At 31.2% G+C, this 26,503-nt stretch carries 29 protein-coding genes and 2 tRNA genes; 12 read left to right on the top strand and 19 right to left on the bottom strand.

Going from position 1 to position 26,503, the window contains the following annotated elements; all coding sequences use genetic code 11:
* Positions 1 to 8 precede the first annotated feature (8 nt).
* The 9 genes from gap to recF all read right to left on the bottom strand — a co-directional run bounded on the left by gap (position 9) and on the right by recF (position 8,863).
* Positions 9 to 1,019, bottom strand: coding sequence for a type I glyceraldehyde-3-phosphate dehydrogenase (gene gap / locus QZ824_RS04370; RefSeq protein ID WP_291274792.1), 1,011 nt, complete (start codon positions 1,017 to 1,019; stop codon positions 9 to 11).
* 27 nt (positions 1,020 to 1,046) lie between these two features.
* Entirely contained in the window at positions 1,047 to 1,913 is an 867-nt protein-coding gene (gene lipA, locus QZ824_RS04365; protein ID WP_291274791.1) for a lipoyl synthase, read from the bottom strand.
* A gap of 141 nt (positions 1,914 to 2,054) precedes the next feature.
* Positions 2,055 to 2,879: an energy transducer TonB gene (locus tag QZ824_RS04360; RefSeq protein ID WP_291274790.1), complete on the bottom strand. Its 825-nt coding sequence runs from the start codon at positions 2,877 to 2,879 to the stop codon at positions 2,055 to 2,057.
* Positions 2,880 to 2,993: 114 nt separating this feature from the next.
* Positions 2,994 to 4,238: an MFS transporter gene (locus QZ824_RS04355; protein ID WP_291274789.1), complete on the bottom strand. Its 1,245-nt coding sequence runs from the start codon at positions 4,236 to 4,238 to the stop codon at positions 2,994 to 2,996.
* A 63-nt stretch (positions 4,239 to 4,301) separates the two neighbouring features.
* Complete coding sequence (locus QZ824_RS04350; RefSeq protein ID WP_291274798.1) at positions 4,302 to 4,817, bottom strand: sigma-70 family RNA polymerase sigma factor; 516 nt, start codon at positions 4,815 to 4,817, stop codon at positions 4,302 to 4,304.
* Between the two features lie 38 nt (positions 4,818 to 4,855).
* The gene (locus tag QZ824_RS04345) at positions 4,856 to 5,971 is read right to left on the bottom strand and encodes a glycosyltransferase (RefSeq protein WP_291274788.1); all 1,116 of its coding nucleotides are present in this window, start codon (positions 5,969 to 5,971) and stop codon (positions 4,856 to 4,858) included.
* A gap of 79 nt (positions 5,972 to 6,050) precedes the next feature.
* The gene (murB, locus tag QZ824_RS04340; protein WP_291274787.1) at positions 6,051 to 7,064 is read right to left on the bottom strand and encodes a UDP-N-acetylmuramate dehydrogenase; all 1,014 of its coding nucleotides are present in this window, start codon (positions 7,062 to 7,064) and stop codon (positions 6,051 to 6,053) included.
* 33 nt (positions 7,065 to 7,097) lie between these two features.
* Positions 7,098 to 7,787 carry a thioredoxin domain-containing protein gene (locus QZ824_RS04335; RefSeq protein WP_291274786.1) on the bottom strand — a complete coding sequence of 230 codons (690 nt, stop codon included), beginning with the start codon at positions 7,785 to 7,787 and terminating at the stop codon, positions 7,098 to 7,100.
* Complete coding sequence (gene recF / locus QZ824_RS04330) at positions 7,784 to 8,863, bottom strand: DNA replication/repair protein RecF (RefSeq protein ID WP_291274797.1); 1,080 nt, start codon at positions 8,861 to 8,863, stop codon at positions 7,784 to 7,786. Before recF ends, QZ824_RS04335 begins: the two co-directional genes overlap by 4 nt.
* A gap of 58 nt (positions 8,864 to 8,921) precedes the next feature.
* Between recF and QZ824_RS04325 the strand changes: the two genes are divergently transcribed.
* From QZ824_RS04325 to QZ824_RS04300, 6 genes are all read left to right on the top strand, one after another.
* Positions 8,922 to 9,785: a hypothetical protein gene (locus QZ824_RS04325; RefSeq protein ID WP_366844213.1), complete on the top strand. Its 864-nt coding sequence runs from the start codon at positions 8,922 to 8,924 to the stop codon at positions 9,783 to 9,785.
* Between the two features lie 3 nt (positions 9,786 to 9,788).
* Complete coding sequence (gene ribH, locus QZ824_RS04320) at positions 9,789 to 10,274, top strand: 6,7-dimethyl-8-ribityllumazine synthase (protein ID WP_291274785.1); 486 nt, start codon at positions 9,789 to 9,791, stop codon at positions 10,272 to 10,274.
* 135 nt (positions 10,275 to 10,409) lie between these two features.
* Complete coding sequence (gene mutL / locus QZ824_RS04315) at positions 10,410 to 12,281, top strand: DNA mismatch repair endonuclease MutL (RefSeq protein WP_291274784.1); 1,872 nt, start codon at positions 10,410 to 10,412, stop codon at positions 12,279 to 12,281.
* 65 nt (positions 12,282 to 12,346) lie between these two features.
* Positions 12,347 to 13,087, top strand: coding sequence for a rhomboid family intramembrane serine protease (locus QZ824_RS04310; protein WP_291274783.1), 741 nt, complete (start codon positions 12,347 to 12,349; stop codon positions 13,085 to 13,087).
* A 3-nt stretch (positions 13,088 to 13,090) separates the two neighbouring features.
* The gene (locus QZ824_RS04305) at positions 13,091 to 13,930 is read left to right on the top strand and encodes a rhomboid family intramembrane serine protease (protein ID WP_291274782.1); all 840 of its coding nucleotides are present in this window, start codon (positions 13,091 to 13,093) and stop codon (positions 13,928 to 13,930) included.
* Positions 13,931 to 13,964: 34 nt separating this feature from the next.
* Entirely contained in the window at positions 13,965 to 14,984 is a 1,020-nt protein-coding gene (locus tag QZ824_RS04300; protein WP_291274795.1) for an endonuclease/exonuclease/phosphatase family protein, read from the top strand.
* Here QZ824_RS04300 and QZ824_RS04295 read toward each other — a convergent pair.
* From QZ824_RS04295 to QZ824_RS04270, 6 genes are read right to left on the bottom strand one after another with little or no spacing between them, the layout of a single operon-like run.
* The gene (locus QZ824_RS04295; protein WP_291274781.1) at positions 14,979 to 15,590 is read right to left on the bottom strand and encodes a WbqC family protein; all 612 of its coding nucleotides are present in this window, start codon (positions 15,588 to 15,590) and stop codon (positions 14,979 to 14,981) included. The two genes, QZ824_RS04300 and QZ824_RS04295, sit on opposite strands and share 6 nt — an antisense overlap.
* 49 nt (positions 15,591 to 15,639) lie before the next feature.
* On the bottom strand, positions 15,640 to 17,211 hold the full coding sequence (lepB, locus tag QZ824_RS04290; protein ID WP_291274780.1) for a signal peptidase I: 1,572 nt from the start codon (positions 17,209 to 17,211) through the stop codon (positions 15,640 to 15,642).
* A 17-nt stretch (positions 17,212 to 17,228) separates the two neighbouring features.
* Positions 17,229 to 17,930, bottom strand: a complete 702-nt coding sequence (gene dapB, locus QZ824_RS04285; RefSeq protein ID WP_291274779.1) for a 4-hydroxy-tetrahydrodipicolinate reductase — start codon at positions 17,928 to 17,930, stop codon at positions 17,229 to 17,231.
* A gap of 44 nt (positions 17,931 to 17,974) precedes the next feature.
* Positions 17,975 to 18,538, bottom strand: a complete 564-nt coding sequence (locus tag QZ824_RS04280) for a DUF5683 domain-containing protein (RefSeq protein ID WP_291274778.1) — start codon at positions 18,536 to 18,538, stop codon at positions 17,975 to 17,977.
* Complete coding sequence (locus tag QZ824_RS04275) at positions 18,538 to 19,437, bottom strand: ParB/RepB/Spo0J family partition protein (protein ID WP_291274777.1); 900 nt, start codon at positions 19,435 to 19,437, stop codon at positions 18,538 to 18,540. Before QZ824_RS04275 ends, QZ824_RS04280 begins: the two co-directional genes overlap by 1 nt.
* A gap of 6 nt (positions 19,438 to 19,443) precedes the next feature.
* The gene (locus QZ824_RS04270) at positions 19,444 to 20,208 is read right to left on the bottom strand and encodes an AAA family ATPase (protein WP_291274776.1); all 765 of its coding nucleotides are present in this window, start codon (positions 20,206 to 20,208) and stop codon (positions 19,444 to 19,446) included.
* Positions 20,209 to 20,359: 151 nt separating this feature from the next.
* Between QZ824_RS04270 and idi the strand changes: the two genes are divergently transcribed.
* From idi to QZ824_RS04240, 6 genes are all read left to right on the top strand, one after another.
* Positions 20,360 to 20,884, top strand: coding sequence for an isopentenyl-diphosphate Delta-isomerase (gene idi / locus QZ824_RS04265; RefSeq protein ID WP_291274794.1), 525 nt, complete (start codon positions 20,360 to 20,362; stop codon positions 20,882 to 20,884).
* Complete coding sequence (locus tag QZ824_RS04260) at positions 20,881 to 21,291, top strand: 6-carboxytetrahydropterin synthase (RefSeq protein ID WP_291274775.1); 411 nt, start codon at positions 20,881 to 20,883, stop codon at positions 21,289 to 21,291. The genes idi and QZ824_RS04260 overlap by 4 nt, the downstream gene beginning before the upstream one ends.
* Complete coding sequence (locus tag QZ824_RS04255; protein WP_291274774.1) at positions 21,291 to 22,250, top strand: type I phosphomannose isomerase catalytic subunit; 960 nt, start codon at positions 21,291 to 21,293, stop codon at positions 22,248 to 22,250. The genes QZ824_RS04260 and QZ824_RS04255 overlap by 1 nt, the downstream gene beginning before the upstream one ends.
* A 58-nt stretch (positions 22,251 to 22,308) precedes the next feature.
* Positions 22,309 to 22,578, top strand: coding sequence for a hypothetical protein (locus QZ824_RS04250; RefSeq protein WP_291274773.1), 270 nt, complete (start codon positions 22,309 to 22,311; stop codon positions 22,576 to 22,578).
* Positions 22,579 to 22,645: 67 nt separating this feature from the next.
* Positions 22,646 to 22,719, top strand: a tRNA-Thr gene (locus QZ824_RS04245).
* 28 nt (positions 22,720 to 22,747) lie between these two features.
* A tRNA-Thr gene (locus tag QZ824_RS04240) sits at positions 22,748 to 22,821 on the top strand.
* 32 nt (positions 22,822 to 22,853) lie between these two features.
* Here QZ824_RS04240 and QZ824_RS04235 read toward each other — a convergent pair.
* From QZ824_RS04235 to QZ824_RS04220, 4 genes are all read right to left on the bottom strand, one after another.
* Entirely contained in the window at positions 22,854 to 23,420 is a 567-nt protein-coding gene (locus QZ824_RS04235) for a pentapeptide repeat-containing protein (RefSeq protein WP_291274772.1), read from the bottom strand.
* 39 nt (positions 23,421 to 23,459) lie between these two features.
* Entirely contained in the window at positions 23,460 to 24,179 is a 720-nt protein-coding gene (locus QZ824_RS04230) for a DUF4369 domain-containing protein (RefSeq protein ID WP_291274771.1), read from the bottom strand.
* An 84-nt stretch (positions 24,180 to 24,263) separates the two neighbouring features.
* Positions 24,264 to 26,123, bottom strand: a complete 1,860-nt coding sequence (locus QZ824_RS04225) for a peptidase M61 (RefSeq protein WP_291274770.1) — start codon at positions 26,121 to 26,123, stop codon at positions 24,264 to 24,266.
* 76 nt (positions 26,124 to 26,199) lie between these two features.
* Entirely contained in the window at positions 26,200 to 26,481 is a 282-nt protein-coding gene (locus QZ824_RS04220) for a TIGR03643 family protein (protein ID WP_291274793.1), read from the bottom strand.
* Positions 26,482 to 26,503 lie beyond the last annotated feature (22 nt).

Raw genomic sequence — 26,503 nt, 5'->3', positions numbered from 1 at the left:
AAATAAAACTATTTTTTTGAAATAAAAATAATTAAGTCAATTAAACGAGAAGAATAACCAATTTCATTATCGTACCAACCTACAATTTTCACCATTTTGTCAATAACTGAAGTTAATTGGGCATCAAACAGACAAGAATGTTTGTTTCCTATTATATCTACCGATACGATTGGATCTTCGGTATAATCTAAAATGTTTTTTAGAGAAGTTTCAGAAGCCACTCTAAATGCATGGTTTATTTCTTCAATTGAAACCTTTCTTTTTACATTAAAAGTAATATCAGTTAAAGAACCGTCTGGTACGGGTACACGAATGCCACAACCTCCAATTTTTCCCTCTAATTGTGGAAATATTTTGGTTAGAGCTTTTGCTGCTCCTGTAGTGGTAGGGACAATAGATTGTGCTGCTCCTCTTGCCCTTCTTAAGTCCTTGTGAGGTTGATCATGTAAACTTTGATCGGTAGTATAGGAATGTACAGTAGTAATGTATGCTTGATCAATTTCACATAATTCTTGGATCACCTTGATCATTGGAGCTGCATTATTTGTTGTACAACTGGCATTTGATATAACACTTTCTGTTCCATCCAGAATGTGTTCATTAACGCCAAGTACGATGGTCTTGATTTGATCGTCTTCTGGAGGTGCGGATAAAATTACCTTTTGAGCTCCTGCTACTATGTGTTGTTGTGCCTCTTCAAGGGTTTTGAATTTTCCAGTAGCTTCAATTACAATATCAACTTTGTAAGCTGACCAAGGTAATTTATGAATCTCTTTTTCATGGAAAAATAAAAATTTATGATTACCAACAATTATATGATTGTTGTCATAGGTGACTTTATCAGATAGAACCCCATGGATACTGTCATATTTTAATAAATGACTCATGGTTTTCGTATCAGCAATATCATTGACAGCTACAATTTCAATAGTAGGGTGTTGTAAAAGTAATCGAAATAAATTTCGTCCTATTCTACCAAAACCATTAATGGCAATTTTTATTTTTTTATCGTGGTACAATCGTAAACTTTCTTTTTTAAAGTTGAATTAATGAATGTGTTTTTCGGCATGATAAGAGGAACGAACTAAGGCACCGCTTTCTACATGTCTAAAGCCTAAATCTTTTCCAATTTTTTCGTATTTTTCAAACTGCTCAGGAGTAATGAATTCTTTAACTGGTAAATGTTTTTTGCTTGGCTGTAGGTATTGACCAATCGTAACAATATCCACTTTGGCTGCAGCTAAATCATGTAGTGTTTCAATAACTTCCTTTTCTGTTTCTCCTAATCCTAACATGATTCCAGATTTTGTTCTCTTAATGCCTTGTTCTTTTAAGTAACGAAGAACTTCTAAACTTCTTTCATATTTTGCTTGTATGCGCACTTCTCTGGTAAGTCTTTTTACCGTCTCCATATTATGAGAAACGACTTCAGGGGCAACTTTTACAATGCGATCAATTATTTTGAAATTTCCTTGGAAGTCAGGTATTAAAGTCTCTAAAGTTGTAGTAGGATTCATTCTACGAATCGCTTTTACGGTCTCTGCCCAAATTATAGATCCCATATCTTTTATGTCATCTCTATCAACACTTGTAATTACAGCGTGTTTGATGTTCATAATTTTAATAGAACGTGCTACTTTTTCTGGCTCTTCCCAATCAATATCTTCAGGTCTACCCGTTTTAACTCCGCAAAAACCACACGATCGTGTACAAATATTTCCCAGAATCATGAAAGTAGCGGTTCCTTCACCCCAGCATTCACCCATATTAGGACAACTTCCAGAAGTACAAATGGTGTTTAATTTGTATTTATCAACTAACCCTCTTAGTTCGGTATATTTTTGACCTGTAGGTAATTTTACTCGTAACCACTTTGGTTTTGGTTGTGGAGGAAAAACATTTTCAGTAGACATATTTCATTTCAATTTTTGAATTACAAAGATACAATTTGAAATTTAGATATTTGAAAATATGAAATGGAAAAATGTTAAGCAAAAACTAAAAAACCACAATGCATAATTTACTTTGTGGTTTTAGAATTAATAAGTCTCAATTTATTCTTCTATTTCTCTCAAATCAATTTTAATTTTCATTGTTTTTTCACTTCTAACCGCTTGTCCGTTTACTTTTCCTGGAGCCCATTTTTTTGAAATAGATTGTAACACACGAATGGCCTCTTTTTCTAATGCTTTGTCTGCTTTACTGATCATTCTGATATTACTCATTGAGCCATCTAATTCAATGGTAAATGTCAATTCAAAAGATAAAAAGTCTTTATTAAATTCACTAGGTGTTTTGAATTTTTCAGCAACTATTGTTCTAAATTTATCAATACCGCCAGGAAAACTTGCACTTTCTGTTAAAATATTTACGGGATTTGAACTTGTTCCATTTCCACCATTTCCACCTTCTCGAGATTCATTATTTTCTACATTTTGTTTGTTAGGGTTTCCTTCAGTCCCAATATTTCCTCCGTTTTCATTTCCATTTGGATTATAGGGTAATGAATTGGTAGGTAATTCTGGTTTTGTTGATGTCTTGTTTACTATTTCTGGAATGTCACTTGGTTTGGGAGTATCATTCTTTTTTGTATTTTCTTTTCCAAGGTTCTCTTCTTTTTTCGGTAAGTCTTTTTTGGTCTCAACATACACAACGGATGGTTCTAAAGTCGGACCTACAGTTGGTGATATAACTTTTGTGTTTGAAGTAGTAAATGAAAGTAGCCCCATTCCAACAGCAATAATTGTAATAGCAGTTAAAAGTGCTTTAATCGTTGTAATATTGTTCTCTTTTCTTAATTGATAAGCGCCATACTCTTTGTTTTTGTTTTCAAAAACAACTTCTAGCCAACTATCTTTTTGTACATTGAAATTTGACATAATATAGGTTTTTAAGGTTAATATTTGTAAATAGTTAACTAACCTTATGAAATTATCATGCCAAAGTTTAAAAAATCTTGCTTAAATGTAAATTATTAATAATTTTAATCAAACCTATTCGTTGTAATTCAATTCAATATTGTGTGTTTCTGGTATGGTTAAGGTGGCGTAAATTGCAAGAAAGAACACAATAATACCAATTAAGAAAGCGCTTGTTATGACATTTGTTGAGGTTTTAAAACTATCAAATCCCAATAGCATAATGGGAAGAAGTCCTCGAACCATATTTGGAATGGTAGTTGCAGCTGTACTTCTAATGTTGGTTCCAAATTGTTCTGCGCCTACAGTAACAAACATAGCCCAATAACCCGTACCAAATCCTAGCCATGTACAAAAGAAGTAGTAACTGATATCTGTTTTTGCCATACCGCCTAATAAAAGTAAAACGCCTATAATAGTGAAAAGGAGCATGTATAAAATTGCTTTTTTGCGAGAATTAAAATAATGCGACAGGAACCCACTAAAGAAATCACCAGCTGAAATACCAATGTAAGCCCACATAATGGCTTTGCCAGGCTCTAATTTTTCAATTCCCATAGCTGGGGCAAATTGATTGGCCATTACGGCTAAAATACCAATGCAATACCAAGTTGGTAATCCGATAAAAATACATTTTATATATTTTATAAAACGTTCTTTATTAGTGAAAAACATAATGAAATTTCCTTTTTTTACCGATGAATCATGTGCGATCTCTTTATAAATTCCTGATTCGGATACACTGATTCTTAAAATTAATAAAGCAAGCCCCATAGCCCCACCAATGAAATAGGATATGGTCCAATCTGAAGCTAATTGTACGGATAATTGTGCCGCTACGGCTCCTAATAAACCAAAGCCAGCAACTATTGAGGTCCCTATGGCTCTTAAATCTTTGGGTAAAGATTCTGAAACAAGTGTAATACCCGCGCCTAACTCTCCAGCCAATCCAATGCCTGCAATGAATCGAAGGGAAGCATAAATGGTAACTATATTTTCATGCGGGAGTTGAGGTAGGAATCCACATAAGATATTTGCAATAGAATACACTAAGATTGATCCAAATAACACGGAAAGTCGTCCTTTTTTGTCGCCTAAAATTCCCCAAAGAATGCCGCCAATCAATAAACCACTCATTTGCCAATTAATAATTAAAGTACCTACTTTATCAATGTCTAATTGCAATGTTTCTAGACTAGGGACACGAACAATTCCGAATAAAAGTAAATCAAATATATCAACAAAATAGCCTAAAGCAGCAATGACAACAGGTAATGAGAACAAAAGTTTTATTCGTTCCTTTGAGGTGTAATTTTTCATTAGTTAGGTTAGTTTTGGTAAACCTAATGAAATTTTAGAGAAAATAAAATGCTTGTTAGAAATTTATTTTTGGGTAATAATTTCAGCTAATAATTTTTTAGCCCTAAGTAATTTAATTTTAATATTGTTGAGTGGCTCATTGAGATGATCAGCCATTTCTTGATAGCTCATTTCTTGAAAATAGCGAAGTTGTATTACTTCTTGATAGGCTGGTTTTAATACTTTAATATAGCGAAGTAGTTGAGAAAGATTTTGTTCTGTGATTAAAGCATCCTCAGCAGATGGAGTATCGTCTACTAAATTATAAGCATATTCTTCTTCTTCGTCTGTTATGTCTAAAAATAAGGATGATTTTTTTTTGCGTAATAAGTCTATATGCGCATTTTTTGCAATACTAATAAGCCAAGTGTTAAAACCAAATTCAGGATTATAAGTGTTGATTTTGTCAAAAGCTTTAGCAAAAGTTTCTATCACTATGTCCTCTGTATCGGTTTCGTTTTCAGTTCGTTTTAACATGTAACCATACACTTCATTCCAATATTGATCTAGTAAAAAAGTAAAGGCAATTTGGTCGCCCATTTTTGCTTTTTGTATCTGTTTAAGAATTTGTTCTTGTTTTATTTCCAATGTACGGGTTTTGAGAATAAATTAGTAATAAAAACATTAATTTGAGTAATCATTAGTAGTAATTCAAATAAAGGATACCCAAAAATTATATCTTTTTCTTTTAGTTTTGAACAGCCATACCCAATAATAATCCAATTAAATATATATCTGAATCCTAAAATTCCAGCAACTAATATCCAATTGTATTGAAAAGCAAGTAAAACTATTGCCAATGTAAGGAAAAAGAATTGAGAAACAAAATGGGTTGTTAATTGTAATTTGTCAAATGTCTTGTAATATTTTGAGGTAGAAACATGCCTTCTTCTTTGTTTGAACCAATCGCGATATGTTTTTTTAGCTTCTGAATAGGTAAAACTTTCAGAATTGAAATTAATAGTAGTATTTTGAGCATTTGCCGCTTGATTGATAAATAAATCGTCATCACCAGATCTAATTTTCATATGATCCATAAATCCTCTAACATTGAAAAATTCACTTTTTTTGTAGGCTAGATTTCGACCAACTCCCATGTAGGGTTTTCCAACTTTTGCCCAAGAAAAATATTGAATAGCAGTTATTGCTGTTTCATAACGAATAATTTTATTTAAAAAAGAGCCTTTGATTTTTTCATAAGCACCATAACCTAAGACAATAGTTTTTTTTGCAGTAAAATGAGCCGTCATTTCAGCAATCCAGTTAGCATCATTTGGACGACAATCAGCATCTGTAAAAAGTAAATATTCGTTTTTCGCTGCTTTAATGCCAAGTGTTAGTGCAAATTTTTTGTTTCCCCAAAAGGCTTCATTGTTTTCAACTTTAACTAACTTGATAAAAGGATACATGCGTTCATACTCTTCTAATAACTCAAGAGAATCATCGCTTGAAGCGTCGTCAATAAGTACTAATTCGTAATTAGGGTAATTTTGAGACACAAAATGCGGAAGGTTTTTTTTAAGGTTTTCAAGTTCATTTTTAGCACAAATAATTACTGAAACAGCAATGCTTTTAGGCGTTCCTTCTTGTGGTTGAGCAAAAGAAAAACGACTAAAAATAAATCCGTAATAAATGAATTGTAAAGTAAAAAAAGCTAAATACGCAATAAAAAGACCAAATAAAACCGTTTCCATATTCCTTTAAAAAGTTGGGCAAATTTACTTTAATTTGTTAAAATTTCAATTTTTATTCTCCAGATAGTATACTTTTATATTAAATAACATTTACCTCTGCCTCGATGTCAATTCCAAACATTTCTTTTACTGTTTGTTGAATATGTTGTGCTACTGACCAAATTTCACTTCCTGTTGCTTGACCATAATTAACTAATACTAGTGCTTGTTTAGAATGAATTCCTGCATCACCAAATCGTTTGCCTTTAAAGCCTGCTTGTTCAATGAGCCAACCTGCGGGTACTTTTACAAGTGTTTCTGAAACTGGATAACTAGGTATGTCTGGGTGTTTTTCTTTAGCCTTTTCATAAACTGAAATAGGTACAACAGGATTTTTGAAAAAACTACCACTATTTCCTAATTCTTTAGGATTCGGAAGTTTGCTTTGTCGAATAGCGATTACAGCATTACTTACTTCTTTTATGGTAGGATTTGTGATATTCATTTTTTCTAATTCAGCATCAATTGCACCGTAAGAAGTATTGATTTGATGGTTGCTTTTACGTAATTTAAAAGTAACCGATAAAATAATATATTTATTTTTAAGTTCGCCTTTGAAGATGCTTTCTCGGTAACCAAATTGGCAGTCTTCTTTGTGAAACGTTCTCATTTGTTGGGTTGTAATTTCCATTGCTTCACAAGAATCAAAGGTGTCTTTAATTTCTACACCATAAGCACCAATGTTTTGTACGGGTGTTGCGCCAACATTGCCAGGTATTAATGATAGATTTTCAATGCCTCCAAAATTATGATCAATACACCATAAAACAAACTCATGCCATACTTCACCAGCATTTCCTTTAACCCAAACAAACTCGTCATCTTCTTTAACGACTGTGATACCTTTGTTATTGATGTGAATTACAAGGGCATCAATATCTTGGGTCAAAAGCATATTACTTCCGCCTCCCAAAATAAATAGTTTTTTACCTGAATTATCTTTCAATACTTCGGCTAATTCAGTTTCGTTTTGAATTGCGATGAATGCTTTAGCTCGTGCTTCTATACCGAAAGTGTTGTAAGCTTTTAAAGATTGATTTGGTATAATTTCCATATTTTTTTGAGTAAAATTAGATAAAGATGTGGATTAAAGAGCTTTTCTTAATTCATCTTCACTAATATATTGATTTTTTTGGAAAGTTAATTTTCCTTTTTTAAATACTAGAACAACTGGTAAACCCGTGTATCCCAATTTATTGAATAAAGATTTATTTTTATCAGCGTCAATTCTATGTATGATAACTTTGTCGGCTAATTCGTTACTCAGCTTGTCTAAATAGGGAGCCATTTTTTTACAAGGAGCGCACCATTCAGCATAGAAATCAATCACAACTGTTTTTTCAGAAGTTAATAATTGGTTGTAGTTTTCCAAAGTCATACCAGTCCAAGTAGAATCAGTTGACGGATTGGCTTTACTCCAAGCTAAATATCCACCATTCAATTCGATAATATTTTTAAACCCAAGTTCTTTTAGATGTGAAGCGGCTTTTTTACTTCTTCCTCCACTAAGACAATAGACAAAAACAGTTTTTTTTTTATTTAATTGGCTAATTTGAGAATCAAAATCGTTTCCATTCCAATCTATATTAATAGCGTTGTTAATGTGCCCACCTGCAAATTCACCTGGTGTTCTTACATCAAGAATTTGTGCATCATTCGTTTTTTCTATTGAAGATTTAAATTCAGGAACTTCAACACTTTTAAAATTCTGACTATTAGTACAACTGGTTGCAATAACAAAAAGAGTTAAGGCAAGATAAAATTGTATTTTTTTCATAGGGTATAAATTTTATAGGTTTTATGTGTTTGTTTAATTATTTTTTCAGTCCGTTCAGGATGTGTATCAGAGATGAAAATTTGACCAAAAACATCTTCATTAACCATGTTGATAATTTGTTGAACACGATAAGCGTCTAATTTGTCAAAAATATCATCAAAAAGTAAAATAGGCAAGGTTTTGCTTTGGTTTTTTATCATTTCAAATTGAGCTAATTTCAAAGCGATTAAAAATGATTTTTGTTGTCCTTGAGAACCGTATTTTTTTATTGGATAAGTATCAATTGTAAAAACTAAATCATCTTTGTGTACACCAGCTGTCGAAAACTGTGCAATTCGATCTTTTTGCAAATGTAAAGCCAGAAGTGTTTCAAACGAATTTTCAGTCAATTGACTTTCATAAATTATAGAAACTTCTTCTGCGTTTTCAGAAATGATTTGATAATATTTTTGAAAAATAGGAACAAATTGTTCTAGAAAATATTTTCTTTTTTCAAATAGTATTTTTCCCATTTCAATCATTTGTTCATTGTAAACGGCTAAATTATCGACATCAAAAACGTGGTTAGCAGCAAAATATTTAAGCAAAGCATTACGTTGAGCTACCGTTTTTTGATAATTAATCAACGTAGAAAGATATGCAGGGTCAGAAGTAGAAATAACATTATCAATAAATCGCCTTCTTGTTTCGCTTCCTTCCATAATTAAATCAACGTCACTTGGAGAAATAATTACAATTGGTATAAGGCCAATATGTTCTGAAAATCGTTCATAAATCTTACCATTACGTTTAAGAATTTTTTTTTGTCCTTTTTTATAGCTACACAAGATTTGTTCCGTACGAAGTTCTTTCTCAAATTGACCATCTAAAACAAAAAAATCTTCTCCATGTTTAATATTCTGCGTAGCCAACGGGTTGAAATAACTTTTCCCAATGGCTAAATGATAAATGGCATCTAATATCGTTGTTTTACCAATTCCATTTTTACCAACAATAGCATTAATCTTGCTGTCAAACTCAAAAGTATGTTCAGCAATATTTTTGTAATTGATAAGGGATAGTGATTTTAAAAACACGATTGAAAGTATTTCTGTTTCATTTGTAAATGCAAATGTAAGGTCAATTTTTAAAAATATGTACAAAGAACTTTTAAATTTGAATAAAAGTTATATTTTTGCACCTCTAATAAAAGTTTTAGATAATATGGCAACATACAATAAGAGAGGATTTAAGGCTCCAAAACCAAAAGAAGAAAAAGAGCCAGCATTTGATACGACTGTAGAAGATATTAACGTTAACGAAAGCGAAAGTACTACCGCTGGAGTATTTAATACGTTAGACGAAACAGCTAACAAAACAGAAGAATGGGTAATCAAAAACCAAAAGTCTATCTTAAGTATTATTGGTGTTTTAGCCGTGGTGACTTTAAGTTATATTTTGTATACTAAATTCATAGCTGCGCCTAAAGAAGAGGAGGCATTTAAAGAAATGTTCCAAGCTCAAACTTATTTTCAACAAGCAGTTGATGGTACTGGAAAACAAGATTCTTTATATAATTTAGCTCTTAAAGGAGGTGAAGGGAAATTAGGTTTTGAAGGGATTATCAATGAATATTCTGGTACAAGTGCAGCCAATTTAGCTGAATATTATGCAGGTATGTCTTATTTGAATTTGAAAAACTTTAATAAAGCTATCGAGCATTTAGATAAATTTTCAACTAAAGATCAAGTTTTAGCTGCATTAGCTATCGGTGCCAAAGGAGATGCTATGTCTGAATTAAATAAGCAAGACGAAGCAATGAAGTTGTATTTAGAAGCGGCTAATTTAGATGATAATGATTTCATAACACCAAGATTTTTGTTTAAAGCAGCTAACTTAGCCATTACCGCAAATAAAAAAGAAGAGGCATTAGGATATTTAAAAACAATTAAAGAGAAATATGAGAGTTCTCAAGAAGGTAATAATATCGATGCTTTAATTGCTACTTTAGAACAATAATAAATGGCAACAGAAAATAAAAATTTATCTAATTACGATAAAAATACAATCCCAAATGCGAAAGACTTTCGATTTGGGATTGTTGTTTCAGAGTGGAACGAAGAGGTGACTGAAGGGCTTTTTAAAGGAGCTTTTCATGCTTTAACTGATTGTGGAGCGCTGCCAGAAAACATCATTCGATGGAATGTTCCAGGAAGTTTTGAATTGATTTTTGGTGCTCGTCAAATGCATGAAAAATTAGCATTAGATGCGGTTATAGTTATTGGTTGTGTTATAAAAGGTGAGACCATGCATTTTGAGTTTGTTTGTGAAGGAGTGACACAAGGTATAAAAGATATGAATGTAATATATGATATTCCAACGATCTTTTGTGTTTTAACCGATAATACTATGCAGCAATCTATCGATAGAAGTGGAGGTAAACACGGAAACAAAGGGGTTGAAGCTGCGATTGCTGCTATAAAAATGATAGATTTAAATCGTAAATAAGTTTATTAATTTATACATTATAAGTCGAATAGAAATATTCGGCTTTTTTTATATTTATGTTTTTCTAAACATACAATCCCGATTAATTTTCATTAAATTTGTCATTATAACCAAAATTAAATTGTACAAAGCCTAATGTCTGGGATTATTCAATTATTGCCTGATCATGTTGCCAATCAAATTGCAGCTGGAGAAGTGGTGCAACGTCCTGCTTCTGTAGTTAAAGAATTAGTTGAAAACGCTGTTGATGCCAATGCTTCTGAGATTAAATTAATTATTAAAGATGCAGGAAAGACGTTAATCCAAGTTATTGATAACGGAAAAGGAATGAATGTAACCGATGCACGATTGTGTTTTGAGCGTCATGCAACATCTAAGATTCGTCATGCCGAAGACTTATTTGCTCTTCATACAAAAGGTTTCAGAGGAGAAGCTTTGGCTTCCATTGCGGCAGTTGCTCATGTTGAATTGAAAACAAAACAAGAACAAGAGGAATTAGGTACACACATTGTAATTGAAGGGAGTAAATTTATTTCTCAAGAGGTTGCAGTGTTGCCCAAAGGCACTTCTTTTTTGGTGAAAAATTTATTTTTTAATATACCAGCACGTCGTAATTTTCTAAAGTCGGATCATGTTGAACTAAAACACATTATTGATGAGTTTGAAAGGGTTGCTTTAGCACATCCTACAATTCATTTTGTATTGATAAGCAATGGTGCGGAGATTTTTAATTTACCAAGTTCAAATTATAGGCAACGAATTGTAAATATTTTTGGAGGGAAAACCAATGAAAAATTGGTACCTGTTAATGAAGAAACGGAAATTATATCTATCAGTGGTTTTATTGGTAAACCAGAATTTGCGAAAAAAAATAGGAATGAGCAGTTCTTTTTAGTTAATGACCGATTCATAAAAAGTAGTTTTTTACATCATGCCGTAATGAGTGCTTATGAAGGTTTGTTAAAAGACGCAAATCAGCCGAGCTATTTTTTGTATTTGCAAGTACCTACTCATACGATTGATGTCAATATTCATCCTACTAAAACGGAAGTGAAATTTGATGACGAACAAGCTTTGTATGCTATTTTACGTTCTGCAGTAAAACATAGTTTAGGAATGTTTAATGTAGCTCCTGTATTAGATTTTGAACGTGATGCTACCCTAGATACACCTTATGCGTATAAAGATGTTAAATCGGATATGCCAATTATACAAGTTGATAGTACATTTAATCCGTTTGCTACAGAAGTGGAGGCTAAAACTAAGTCCTCGAATTCTGGTTCAAGTTATAGTAGTGGTAATACTTCATATAAAAAACAAGAGTTACAACCTAGTTGGGAAAGTCTTTATGTAGGTTTAAAACAGGATTCTTTTGAAGTAGAATCTCGCACTTTTGAATCGGGAGAAGTAGTAACTAGTTCGTTATTTGATGATGAAATTGCAGAAACTAAAACTTTATTATACCAGTTAAATCGAAAATACATTATAAATAGTATTAAATCAGGTTTGTTGGTAATACATCAAAATAGAGCACATCAACGTATTTTGTATGAACAATTTTTAACCAACATTACGGTTCATCAAGCGGTTAGTCAACAAATGTTATTTCCGTTGTGTTTACATTTGGGTAGGGAAGAAGTTCTTTATTTAAAAGATTTACAGCCGAACTTAGAAGGAATTGGTTTCGTTTTTGAAAGTATTGCTTTAGATGAGGTAAAAATTGTTGGTTTACCCGTTCAAGTTAAAGAAAGTGAAGTGCTTGACATATTGAATGATTTAATTCATAATTTGCAACAAAATTTACCAGAAGATAGTTTTTCATTGTCTGATAGTATAGCTAAATTTATGGCTAAAAGTATCGCTGTTAAGTCAGGAAAAATTATGAATGAAACCGAGATGAGTGCTATAGTAAATAGCTTGTTTGGTTGCAAAGAACCTAATTTTTCTCCATTTAATCAACCCATTTTTATAACCCTAACTACAGAGGAGTTAGATAAAAGATTTTAAGTATGTTTAATAATATGACCCCAGTTGTAAAGCAACTGTTAATTATAAATATAATTTGTTATATTATGAGTTTGGCTGTGGTGCCTAAGGCTTATGATATTTTTTCGATGTATTATTTTGAAAACCCTAATTTTCGAATTTGGCAACCTATTACCCATATGTTTATGCACTCTAAAGCTAGTTTAATGCATATCTTTTTTAATATGTTTGCCTTAGTTTCTTTTGGTTCGGTATTAGAACATTTTTGGGGCGCAAAACGTTTTTTAATTTTTTATTTCGTTTGTGGAATTGGTTCTGCCTTATTACATCAGGGTGTAGCTTATTATGAAATACATTCTCAAATTATAGAATTGACTAATGGTATTTTCACTAATTCTGATATTTCTACTATTTTGCAAACTAACATTGTTGAAGGAGATAAATTATACTTAAAGCCAATGGTTGAAAATAACTTAGCATTATTTAACAAATTAAATCAGTATGAGTTCGATGCAAATTCCTTCTTAAGTGTTGTTTCAAATGCTTACATACCTGCTGTTGGTGCCTCAGGAGCAATTTATGGATTATTGGTAGCATTTGCATTTATGTTTCCTAATGCAGAATTAGCAATGATGTTTATTCCAGTTCCCATAAAAGCAAAATATTTTGTGCCGTTGATGATTATTTTTTATGATGTTTTTTTTGGTGTTTTAAGTTCAAATTCAGATGGGGTTGCTCATTTTGCTCATATAGGAGGAGCTTTAACTGGATTTATTCTTATGTGGGTTTGGAAAGATAAAAAATTTAATCACAATCGTTGGAATTAAAAAATGAATGAGATATTAAAAGATATAAAAGAACAATACCAATATAATGATTGGTCTCAAAAAATCATTTTTTGGAATATTGGACTATTTGTTTTGTCTTTGCCTTTTTTCTATGAATTTAAATTAGGATTCTTTTCCTTTCCCAATTTTATTGCTTTAAATTCAAATCCAAATCAGTTTTTATTTTTTCCATGGACTTTACTTTCGTATGCTTTTTTTCATTCAGGATTAGGACATTTGTTGTCTAATATGTTTTTTTTATTCTTTGCTGGAAAGTTATTTTTTACTTTTTTCAATACTAAACAGTTTTTAACGACTTACTTTTTAGGCGCATTCTTTGCTGGACTGATTTATATATTATGCATGAATGTGTTAGGTATTGAGAATCAACTTGTAGGAGCAAGTGCTGCAATTTTAGCTGTTTTTTTTACTGTTGTTTTTTATTCGCCACTCATGATAGTTAGAATACCACTTATTGGTTTTGTTAAATTATGGTATATTGGTGCAGTATTATTAGGGATTAATTTAGTCTACTTTGCTGTTGAAAATATGGGTGGAAACGTGGCTCATTTGGCAGGTGTTCTTTTCGCATTTATAAATGTGGAATCTTTGAAAAGAGGTGTTGATTTCAGTAAATGGTTTGATTTTTCAAATAAGAAAAAAAAGAGTACCTTTAAAAAAGTTTACAAAAATGGCAGTAAACCAACTGTAATAACAAAGACAGAATCTAATAACGATCTTACTCAGCAAAAAATTGATGATATTTTAGATAAGATTAGTAAGTCTGGTTATGAAAGCTTAACAAAAGAAGAAAAAGAATTTTTATTTAAAATAAATAAGTAAATTGTTTAAAGGGTTATCATGGATTTCTAAGACAATGTTGATGCTTAATGTGGTGCTTGTTTTTACTACATTAATAGCTTATTTATTGCCTTTCTTGGCACCAAAATGGTTTCCTATTTTTAGTGTGTTAACCTTATTCCTTCCTTTATTTTTAGTTCTTAATTTGTTGTTTTTTTTATATTGGTTGATTCAATTTAAAAAATATATTTTTGTTTCTGGAATTGCCTTATTGCTTGGCATAACATTTATCAATAAGTTTTATAATCTGAATGAAACAATTTTGCCAAAATCGCCTTCTGATTTTACTATTATGAGCTATAACGTACGTTTATTTAACAAATTCAAATGGGATGCAAAAGCCAATATTCCAAAGCAAATAGCAAATTTGGTCGAAGAAAAACAGCCCGATATTCTTTGTATACAGGAATATACAGATTTAGAGCAAACTCGATTTTCAAAGTATAAATACAGTCAAATTTTTAGAGAAGGGAAAAACATTATTGTCGGAAATGCTATTTTTTCTAAATATAAAATTATAAATAAAGGAAAAATTACTTTTCCAGACTCAAATAACAACGTTGTTTTTGCTGATATTTTGAAAGATAGGGATACGTTGCGTATTTACAGCATGCATTTACAATCCATTAAAATCAGTACAGATATTGAGGATGAAGATATTCAAAGAATGGATGAAAATAAAACTAGAGCTATTTTAAGACGTATTAGTAAGGCATTTAAAAAACAACAAATACAAGCGGAGTTGATTAAGCAGCATTATCAAGATTGTGAATATAAGAAAATCATTTGTGGAGACATGAACAATAGTGCTTTTTCTTATGTTTACAGAACGATTAAAGGTTCAATGGAGGACGCGTTTGAAACAAATGGCTCAGGATTTGGTAAAACGTATAATTTTAAATATTATCCAGCGCGAATTGATTATATTTTAGTTGATAAAACAATGCAAGTAAAAGAGTTTGAAACCTTAAATGATTTTTATAATAGTGATCATTTTCCTTTACTTGCTCGTTTAAATCTTTCAAAAGAGTTATAATTGTTGATTTTTTAAGTAATCTAAAGCATATCTTCCTTCGTTAAAAAGTAAATCAAGTATAGATAAATTGTTTATAAAACCATGTTTGTCATTAAAAACTTGTGTATACGGTTCAACTTGTGTGGTATCTTTTTTACCATTTACTAAAGAACGAAAATCATTGTAATCAGGAGCATCATGAAAATATTCTGTTGTTTTTTTATAAGGTAATGTAATACCTAATGCCTGATTGACAATTTCAAAAGTTTCAAAGTTTAGATCCAACATGAAAGTAGTTTTCTTTTCAAAAATAGGTCGAAAATCGTCTTCAAAATATTCGAAAAAGGGTGAAGTACGATAAGCTGCTTCTAATGATTTAAAATGAATCTTTTGCCAGTCAAAGGCGTATTCAATTTTTACATCTTTAAATTTTTGCCTATTTTCACTATGTTTTAATGGAATGTTTAACATTTGTAATCCATTTGGACTATAAATGTGCATTCGATTTCTATTCGTCTGTTTTTGATAGGTGTCTTCAGTTTCAAAAGTGATTTCTTCTGCTTGGACTAAGGCAATATAATGACTAATTGAAGGGAAATACGTTGGGTAAATTAATAAATTTTTCATAGTATCAATATAAAAAAGTAGAGTTGGATATTACTCCAACTCGCACTTATTAATTATTTTCTTTTTTCTTTTTTTTCTTGTTGAAGTAATCCCATATAAAATAACCTGTTAAGGCTATTAAAAAGAATTTAAAGTAGGATTCAGGCTCACCGTCGCCACTAACTGTTGTAAAGAAACGTTCTGTTCTAAATCGATCTAGCAATGGTTTTTGAAATACATTGTTTAAATCAAAACTCATCCAAATAAATATTGGTTTACCTACAATATGATCTGCAGGAACAAATCCCCAATAACGTGAGTCTTCAGAGTTATGACGATTATCACCCATCATCCAATAATAATCTTGTTCGAAGGTGTAAGAAGTAGCAGGTTTGCCATCAATTCTAATTTCATTACCATTTACTTGTAATTTATGGTGCTCATAATCTGAAATAATCATTTTATAAAAAGGTAATGATTCACTATTTAATGCAACTGTTTCCCCAGCAGCTGGAATTTTTATAGGACCTAAATTGTCAACATTCCAATTTTTGGTATAAGGAAAAATACTTTTCTCTGTTTCTTTAGCTATGATTTTTTCCACAGATTTAACGCCTGAAATTCCTTTTATAGTTTTAGCGCCTTCATCAGTTAATGCTCTTATATAAAGAGTATCTCTAGAGTCGTTTACACCAAATCCATCTGAACATTCTAAATCTCTTAATGTAGCATCAAGTGTTGATGTAGTATTGGTGTTATTTCCATCAAAGGCCACTTTATATGAAAACTGCGGCTTCGCTCTTTTTGGTAATTGAGCTAATTTTCCGTTTACATATAAATCACTATTTTTCAAAGTAATAACATCTCCAGGTATTCCCACACAACGTTTTACGTAGTTTGATTTTTTGTCAATAGGTTTGTAATATCTAATTCCAGAATTATCTCTAAATTTTGCAACTGTATCGACTGGCCAATTGAAAACTACAATATCATTTCGTTCAATTTTTTGTAAAGCTGGGAATCTAAAATAAGGTAATTCAGGCCAAGAAGAATAAGACTTAATTTTAACCAAAGGTAAAGTATCATGAACCATGGGAGCAGCAACTGTTGTCATGGGTGTTCGAGCACCATAATGGAATTTGCTTACGAATAGGAAATCACCAATTTTCAATGTTTTTTCCAAAGATGAGGTTGGAATTACGAAAGGTTGAATGAAATATGTGTGAACAAATGTAGCAACAATTAAGGCAAATGTAATAGAGCCTAAAGTATCGAGTACTTGAGTAGCTGGTTTAGTACTTCTTTTAGCTTCATAAGAAAGTGTTTGAGTATAATTTACAAAACCAATGTAAAGACCAAAAGTTAAAACACCTATCCACATATCCGCAGTAGATTTTTTACCAAAACTACGTAACGTTTCAATCCAAATTACAGGTAAAATTAATAGATTGATAACAGGTATAAACAATAAAAGAACCCACCATCTAGGTCGATTGATAATTTCCATTAACTCTATACCATTGTAAATAGGAATAAATGCTTCCCATGCCTTTTTACCTGCAGTAGTATATAATTTCCATGTTCCAATACCATGAATTGTACTGACTGCTAAAATGGTTAATATCCAACTTGTTGTTTCCATGATTTCTTTATGCTATATTATTTAATATTTAAAACGTCTTTCATAGTAAAAACGCCTTTTTTACCAATTAACCATTCCGCTGCAACTACTGATCCTAAAGCAAAACCTTCACGGTTATGGGCAGTATGTTTTATTTCTATTTGATCTACTGAGCTATCATAGAATATACTATGTGTTCCAGGTACTGTTCCTATTCTTTTAGCTTCAATTTTAATTTCATTTTCTTTGGGAGTATCTAGAGTCCAATTTGTGTAATTAGAATTATTGATAATTCCTTCAGCTAAGGTAATAGCTGTACCACTTGGGGCGTCTAATTTTTGTGTATGATGGATTTCTTCCATGCTTACTTTGTACTGACCTAAGTTTTTCATCATTTTAGCTAAATAAGCATTCAATTCAAAAAAAATATTTACACCTAAACTAAAATTAGAACCATAAATGAAACTGCCATTTTTTTCATTGCACAATTGTACTATGGTGTTATAATGTTCTAGCCATCCGGTGGTGCCAGAAACCACAGCAATGTTATTGTTTAAACATTCTGTAATATTTTCAACCGCTACATGAGGTAAACTAAAATCAATTGCTATATCTGCTTGAAGAAGACCCTCAAAGTTATTTTGACTTCCTTTTTTTAACACAATTTCATGTCCACGTTCCAAAGCAATTTTCTCAATTACTTTACCCATTTTACCGTATCCTAATAATGCTATTTTCATATGGAGTTAGTAGCTGTTTTTAGATTTTGTTATTTAAAAAAATGTTAAAAATTATAGCTTAATACCAATCCAACATCTTGTTTGTTTGTCAAAAAATTTTGTTGAATTTTTGGTTTTAATGTTAAATTATCACTAACATTGAATTGAAGTAAGTGCGCATCAATATTAGCATCAATAATATTTAAAATATACAATCCTCCAGTAATCAGGATGGATAAATCTCGATTTCTTTGATAAAATTTTTGGCCTCTAATAACACTTTCTGTACTAAGACGACCGAATGTTGGGTCATTAGGATTGTTAGTGCCTTGTAGTCGAGCTTTATATTCGTCCCTGTAGTCGTTGTATTTATTATTATTATCTATTATAAAATAAACTCCAGCGCCTAAAGCCGCATAAACAATAGGTATTTTCCAATATTTTTTATTATATGCTTGTCCTAGACCAGGTAAAATAGCAGAGTAAAAAGCTGCTTTCGCAGGAGCTAAGGGGTTAATAGAGTCTTTTACTATTTTTTGAGTTTCAATTTTTAATTCTTTGGATTGTTGCGACCATGATAATGAAGTACCAATCAAAAAAATAAATAATATGTAAAGAAATGACTTCACTAGTTGTTGATTAATTTCATTATTCTATTAAAATCTTCTTCTGAATGGAAAGGAATTGTAATTTTACCTTTTCCGTTTGAAGCTACATTAACCTCTACTTTTGTGCCAAAAAAATTAGTAAATGTTTTCTTTTGGGTATCATCAATTTCAAATGATTTATCACTTGCAAGCTTACCAACTTTAGGTTTAAGACTCTCTTGGTGTTTTTTCACTAAGGCTTCGGTTTCTCTAACAGATAAGTTTTGTGTTACTACTTTGTGGTAAATATCACTTTGGATATCAAGGTTTTCAATACTTATCAGGGCTCGCCCATGCCCCATAGAAATAAAACCATCACGCATTCCAGTTTGAATAATTGGATCTAATTTTAGTAAGCGTAAGTAATTAGTGATGGTAGAACGTTTTTTTCCTACTCGATCACTTAATTCTTCCTGTGTTAAATTGATTTCATCTATTAATCTTTGGTATGATAAAGCTACCTCGATTGGATCTAAATCATGGCGTTGAATATTTTCAACCAAAGCCATGACCAAAGATTCATTATCGTTTGCAATTCTTACGTATGCAGGGATGGTGGTTAATCCAATTAGTTTAGAAGCTCGTAAACGTCGCTCACCAGAGATTAATTGGTATTTGTTAAACTCAAGTTTTCTAACAGTAATAGGCTGAATTACCCCAACTTCTTTGATAGATTTTGCTAATTCTTGTAGCGTTTCCTCATTGAAATTAGTTCTGGGCTGGAATGGGTTAATTTCAATGGTATTAATATCAAGTTCAATAATATTACCCACCACTTTATCTGCGCCTTTGTCTTCAACTGATTTGATGTCGTTCGTAGGGTCGCTTAAAAGGGCTGATAATCCTCTTCCTAATACAGGTTTTTTTACTGCTTTTGTCATCTTCTATTAACTGTTTTTCTTGATAATTTCTTCTGCTAAATTGATATAATTAGCGGCTCCCTTACTTGTAGCGTCATAGTTAATGATGCTTTCTCCAAAACTTGGCGCTTCACTTAACTTGATATTTCTTTGAATAATAGTGTCAAAAACCATGTTGTTGAAGTGTTTTTGTACTTCTTCAACAACTTGATTAGATAAACGTAATCGAGAATCATACATGGTTAACAATAATCCCTCAATATCTAAATTTGGATTGTGTATTTTTTGTACACTTTTTATTGTATTTAATAATTTTCCAAGGCCTTCTAATGCAAAATATTCACATTGAATAGGGATAACCACGCTATCTGCAGCTGTTAATGCATTCAAAGTTAGTAATCCTAAAGAAGGAGCGCAATCAATTAAAATATAATCATATTCTTCTTTGATGTTTTTTAATGCTTCTTTCAGCATGTATTCACGATTTTCCTTGTCTACTAACTCAATCTCAATTGCAACAAGGTCTATGTGTGCAGGTATAATTGATACATTTGGAGCAGAACACGCTAAAACGGCTTCTTCTGGTGTGTTGCTGTGTTCTAAAATTTGATAGGTTCCTATTTCAACAGTTTCCACATCTAAACCTAATCCAGAAGTAGCATTTGCTTGTGGATCAGCATCTATAAGTAATACTTTTTTCTCTAAAACACCTAAAGCAGCGGCTAAATTTACTGATGTAGTGGTCTTTCCAACACCGCCTTTTTGGTTCGCAATTGCTATGATTTTACCCATTTTATTCTTAAAATTTTCGAAGCGTAAAAATACAATTATTTATGGTAAAACCAACCCAAATTTATTAACAAAACTTAAAACGCTTGAATTAAATTAGAATACTAAAATTTAAAGTTAATTTTTTGTAATTTTGAGACCAAAATTTGCTAAAGTGATAGAGGAAAAAGTAATCTTAGTAGACGAGTTTGATACTCCTATTGGGTTGATGAATAAGTTAGAAGCGCATGAAAAAGCGTTGTTGCATAGGGCATTTTCTGTTTTTGTGCTTAATGACAAAAATGAACTAATGTTACAGCAAAGGGCTCGTCATAAATACCATTCGCCTTTATTGTGGACGAATACTTGTTGTAGTCATCAAAGAGAAGGTGAAACTAATATTCAAGCAGGTACTCGACGTTTAAAAGAAGAAATGGGATTTGAAGTTGAACTCAAAGAAATGTTTCACTTTATTTATAAAGCTCCTTTTGATAATGGTTTAACTGAACATGAGTTAGATCATGTTATGATTGGTTATTCAAATACCGCTCCCACTATAAATCATGAGGAAGTTGAAGATTGGAAATGGATGGATATTGAAGAAGTAAAAAAGGATATTCAGGCTCAACCTGAACTATATACTGTGTGGTTTAGGATTATTTTTGAAGAATTTTATCATCATTTTGAAAGTGAATTATGAGAGTAACTGTTAGTAGAAAAGCACATTTTAATGCAGCCCATCGCTTGTATAGAAAGGACTGGTCCATGGAACAAAATAATGCTGTTTTTGGTAAATGTAATAATCCTAATTTTCATGGTCATAATTATGAACTAATTGTTAGCGTTACAGGCGAAATTGATCCTGAAACAGGATTTGTTATTGATGTAAAAATTCTTTCTGATTTAATTAAAGAAGAGGTTGAACAAAGACTTGATCACAAAAATTTGAATTTAGATGTGCCTGAATTTTTTGATTTAAATCCTACCGCAGAAAATATTGCGGTTGTAATATGGAATTTATTGCGACAACATATAAAATCAACTTTAGATTTAGAGGTTGTGTTGTATGAAACACCTAGAAATTTTGTAACCTATAAAGGAAATTAATGAAGTTGTATCCAATAGAATTTATACCTATTTTTAAAGAACGTATTTGGGGTGGAACGAAATTGCACGATTTGTTAAACAAAGAAGTGGATAAAGAAGGTATTGGCGAGAGTTGGGAATTATCTAATGTTCTCAATGATGTTAGTATTGTGAAAAATGGTTTTTTAAAAGGAAAAGATTTAAATGAAATCATTCACTTATATCCTGAAGCAATTTTAGGTGAAAAAGTAATCGCAAAATACGGAAAAAATTTCCCCCTTCTTTTTAAATTTATTGATGCGAAAGAAGATTTGTCAATACAAGTTCATCCTAATGATCTTTTGGCAAAAGAGCGACATAATTCATTTGGAAAAACAGAAATGTGGTATGTCATGCAAGCTGACCCTGAATCTAGATTAGTAGTAGGATTTAAAGAAGACTCTTCAAAAGAAACGTATGTCTCTTGTTTGAAAAATAAAACGTTACTATCTATTTTAGAGGAATATCCAGTTGAAAAGGGTGATGTTTTTTTTCTAGAAACGGGAATTGTTCATGCTATAGGCGCTGGCGTATTAATCGCAGAAATTCAACAGACTAGTGATATTACTTACAGGTTATATGATTGGGATCGTGTGGATGTTAACGGAAATGGAAGGGAACTTCATACAGAGTTAGCTCTAGATGCCATAAATTTCAAAAAAACTTCATCAAAAGTAGCATATTCTTCAGAATTGAATGAAAGTAGCGCGTTAGTATCATGTCCATATTTTACCACTCGTGTACTCGAGTTAGAGGGTGCGTATCATTGGGAAAAGAATAAAGAGGCCTTTACTGTTTTTATGTGTGTGGAGGGGCAAATCCAACTTATTCATGAAGAAATTGAATATGTTTACAATAAAGGGCAAACGGTATTTATACCCGCTGAAATTGAGCGTCTTCAATTAAAAGGTACAGGAACTTTACTTGAAATTTCAATTTAAGTATTGCTGTATCAATATATTGTTTTAATTTTGCAACATAATTTTTAAAATAAAAAAAATGGCAAGCGTTAAAAACTTGAAAAAAGAAGTAAATTATGTGTTAGGTGATATTATCAACATCGTTTACATTTGGGAAATGACAACTACTGGAAAACCTACTGAAGCTTCGGATGCTTTGTTAGATTCAATTTTTGATACTTTTGATACTTTGATGACTAAAATTAACCAAAAAGGAGTTGAAAATAAAAAAGTTCACTTCAAACAAATAAGAAAAGAATTTGAAGAGGCTGCTAATCAATTTGTTGCAAAAGTAAACGAATTAAACTAAAAAAAATATTTAAAAAGTCTTTGGAAGTTGCAATATCTCTATTATATTTGCAACCGAAAAATGAGTCGCCGGTGTAGCTCAGCTGGCTAGAGCAGCTGATTTGTAATCAGCAGGTCGTGGGTTCGAGTCCCTCCATCGGCTCAAATTTTTTAAATAGCAAAGGCATTTTGCCGGTGTAGCTCAGCTGGCTAGAGCAGCTGATTTGTAATCAGCAGGTCGTGGGTTCGAGTCCCTCCATCGGCTCTAAAGAGGAATACGAAAGTATTCCTCTTTTTTTATTCGATAATAATATCAAAACTGTCTAATAAACCCCTTAGGTTGTCTTTAGCAAATTTTGCTTTTTTAACTTTATTTTTCTCAAGATTAATGCTAAAGTGAATAGCTGTAGTAAAATCGGTTTTTCCCAATAGTGTTTGATCAAAAGTACTTCGACTTAAATCACAACGACTGAATTGAATATTGCTTAGGTCTGCATTTGTGAAATCAATATCGTGTAATTCAGAATTCATAAATTTGCAGAATTTTAATTTCATTTGATAAAAGGAGCAAAACTGTAAGGTAGTATTTGTAAACCTAACTTCAAATAAAAAATTATCACAATGCTCAAAATGTAAGCCAACTAGTTTACATGATTCAACTGTTACTTCTTTAAAGGCAGTTAGTGATAAATTACAATTCGTAAACTTGCAATTGTTAAATGTGCACTCAGAAAAACTAACTTGAGCTAAATCAGTTTCATTAAATGTACAATTCTCAAAAAGACAATTTTCATAGTTGCCTTTAGTAAAAGTGGTTTGTTTGAATTCTTGTTTAATAAACTCTAAATCGTAATACGTTTGCATAGTAATAAAAAAACTGCTTAAAAGTAAGCAGTTTGAGTGTTATTCTTGTTCATTTTGTTTTCTTTCATTAATCCATTCTGTTAATCGTTTACCATATTTTGATTTTGCAACTTTTGGCGACATTGATTTTTGAATGGTATCCATCAATTTTAAGTTAGCATCTGGAATTTCAGTAAGAGCAATATATGGTGCTACTTCACTTTTTCCATTAACTACGGCAAAATTCGCTGTATACAAGTATTTTCTTATAATTAATTTTTCTTTTTCAGATTCTATTTTTACTGCTGAGTTTAGATCTTTTTTCTTTAAGTTTTTCAATTCTTTAGCTAATAATTCGGCATTTTCATTACCTAAATTTGTTTTAATGCTTAAGTATTTTTCATATACTTCTTGATTCTTTGAACCAGTAAATTTAGCATTAGCATAAAATTCTTTTAAAGTGGTTTTAAAAGTCATTTCTCCTGGTTCAGCAAAGAAAGATAAATTGTTATCAATGGAATTGGTTTGACCTCTGTCTAAATACAAATATAACATTTGAGGTTCGTCGATTGAAAATTTGGTGTCAAAAGAAGATTTTCCTTCAAATTTGATGGTGTCAATTATAACTAAATTGGTGTCTTTTAACTGTTGAACATAAATATTTCCTTTTTTTAATCCTTCTACAGTTCCAGTTAAATGTAAGTTTCCTTCTTTTTCAATAGTTTTATTACAGGCAATGGTTAATAAAACCAATGCAATAGCTCCAATTTTCTTCATCATTTTTTTCTAAAATTTGTTCGCAAAGTAATAAAAAAATCCTCAAATTGGAAGTGATTTGAGGATTTTACTAGTTGATTTAAGGTTTTATCCTTTTAACCAAGCATTTTTTAAAGTATCTTTAGATTTATCTATTGCAATAAATCCATCTTTCTCTTCTTTTGGTAATACAATTTTTCCATTAAGTATTTGTTCTTTATTGTCTCTTCTGATTTTAACCGATATTTCATCGCCTTCTTTCCAATTTTCACTAGACATAATTAAATCATAAATGTTGTCTAAATTATAATTTGTACCATTGATAGCTAAAATATGGTCATTAGCTTTTATTCCTAGTGTTGTCATGAAAATGTTTTCTGAAGCATTAGGAAGCGTTTTTATTTCTTTTGAAGATTGGTCTATTGTAATGTATGGTTTTCTTTGGTCTTTTAAAAATGGATTTCCAGGAACTTGTATTTTAGTGTTTTTAACACCCATTTTGGTAAAATAAACATCATATGGAATTGGTGTTTCTCCAGCTACATATTTTTCTAAAAAAGCACCGATTTCTGGATAAGTTATACGAGTTATTGTTGGAAATAAATCTTCATCATTAAAAGGTTTATTGCTTCCAAATTCATTTGATAAATCTTGCATTAAACTTAGAATTCCTCTTTTACCTTCACTTAATTCACGCATTTGAATGTCAATACACATGGCAATCAAAGCACCTTTTTGGTATACATTTAAATATTGGTCTTTGTAAGGAGGATTTAAAACGTTTTTACTCATTTTAGTAAAACTCATTTTGTCATTCATAGCATTGGCTTGTTCAATTTTATCTGCCATTCGCTTGTAGAAATCATCTTCTGAGATTAATCCTTGGTTCACTTGAAATAAGTTAGCAAAGTATTCTGTAATTCCTTCATACATCCATAAGTGTTCTGACATTTTTGGATTATTGTAGTCAAAATAATGAATTTCTCTTGAATGTACACTTAAAGGAGTTACTATGTGAAAGAATTCATGAGAAACTACGTCTTTTAATTGTTCTTTTAATGCTTCCAAAGGCATCATTTCTGGCATAACAACTGTAGTAGAAGTTGTGTGTTCTAAAGCGCCAAAACCTTTTGCATCTTTACTACTTGGGTCTGATAAATATAATAAAACGGTATATTTTTTATTGGCATTAAATTTTCCTAAGAATTTTTTTTGTGCACGCATAAATTTTTCCGTTTCAGGTGTTATGTCTGAGGCTTTGTATTTGCCTTTTGGTGAATAAACGCTAATAACAATATCCATTCCCTCAACATTAAACTCGGTATAGTCTGGTTTTGAATACATGATAGGATGATCCATTAACTCAGCGTAACGAGAAGTGTTAAAAACATCAATTTCGTTACTAGAATTCATATCTGTCATTGACGTTGCTCCCCAAAGTGAACTTGGGTGTTTGATTTCTAATGAATAAGGAATTTCTTTTTTATCTTCAAAATAACCTACAAATCCATGTGTGTTAATAACGAAATTTTCACCTGCTTTTATGTTTGTTCCTGCAGGAGAAAACACATCTTCTCCTTCGCCAAAACCTTCACCAGACTCCGTATCAAAAGTATCGTTAACCCAATATGTGATTTTAGCTAATTTAGTAGCATTTGAAATTTCATATGAGTTTTCGTCAATTTTTGCAATTTTTAGTGGGTTGCCTTTTTTGTCAAAAGCTTTTACACTTTCAACGAAACGTCCATAATTATCTTCAGAATAAGTTCCTGGGACAATTTTAGGAATATGAAAAGTGGTTTTTTCGGTTGTTAAAGTCGGTGGTGTAACAGTAACTTGAACTTTATCTTCTTTTACGTTTACTAAGTCAATGCTCACATCTACTTGATTTTTTGGAGTTGTAACAGAGGTTGTTTTACAAGCCATTAAAAATAGAGCAAAACTTAGTGTCATTAAAATTTTTTTCATGATGATAACTTTTTTAGAATTGGTAGCATAAGATTGTAAATTGTTACAAAAAAATCCCGATATAATCGGGATTTAGTTAATCAAATTTGTTCTTTATATAGTATTTGCTATCCAATTCATCGTCTTCAAAATCACTAAATTTAATAGGTTTTGGTTTTGGTTTTCCAGCAGCAACTTTCTTTTTCCAAAGTTCAAAATTATCTTTAGAAAGTCTTTTTCGCATAATTTCAGTTACTTCATTTTCAGAAATTCCAAATTCTTCTTTTATTACTTCAAAAGGCTTTCTTTCCTCTTGAGCCATACTAACAACTCTTTCTATATCTTCGTTGTTAAGTTCTACTCTTTTACTTTTTTTCATTAGTCGAAAAGTACAATTAATG

The organism is Flavobacterium sp. (assembly GCF_021151785.1).
Classification (GTDB): domain Bacteria; phylum Bacteroidota; class Bacteroidia; order Flavobacteriales; family Flavobacteriaceae; genus Flavobacterium.
The sequence above is the reverse complement of the archived record's forward strand: the minus strand, read 5'-3'. Positions and strand labels throughout refer to the sequence as shown.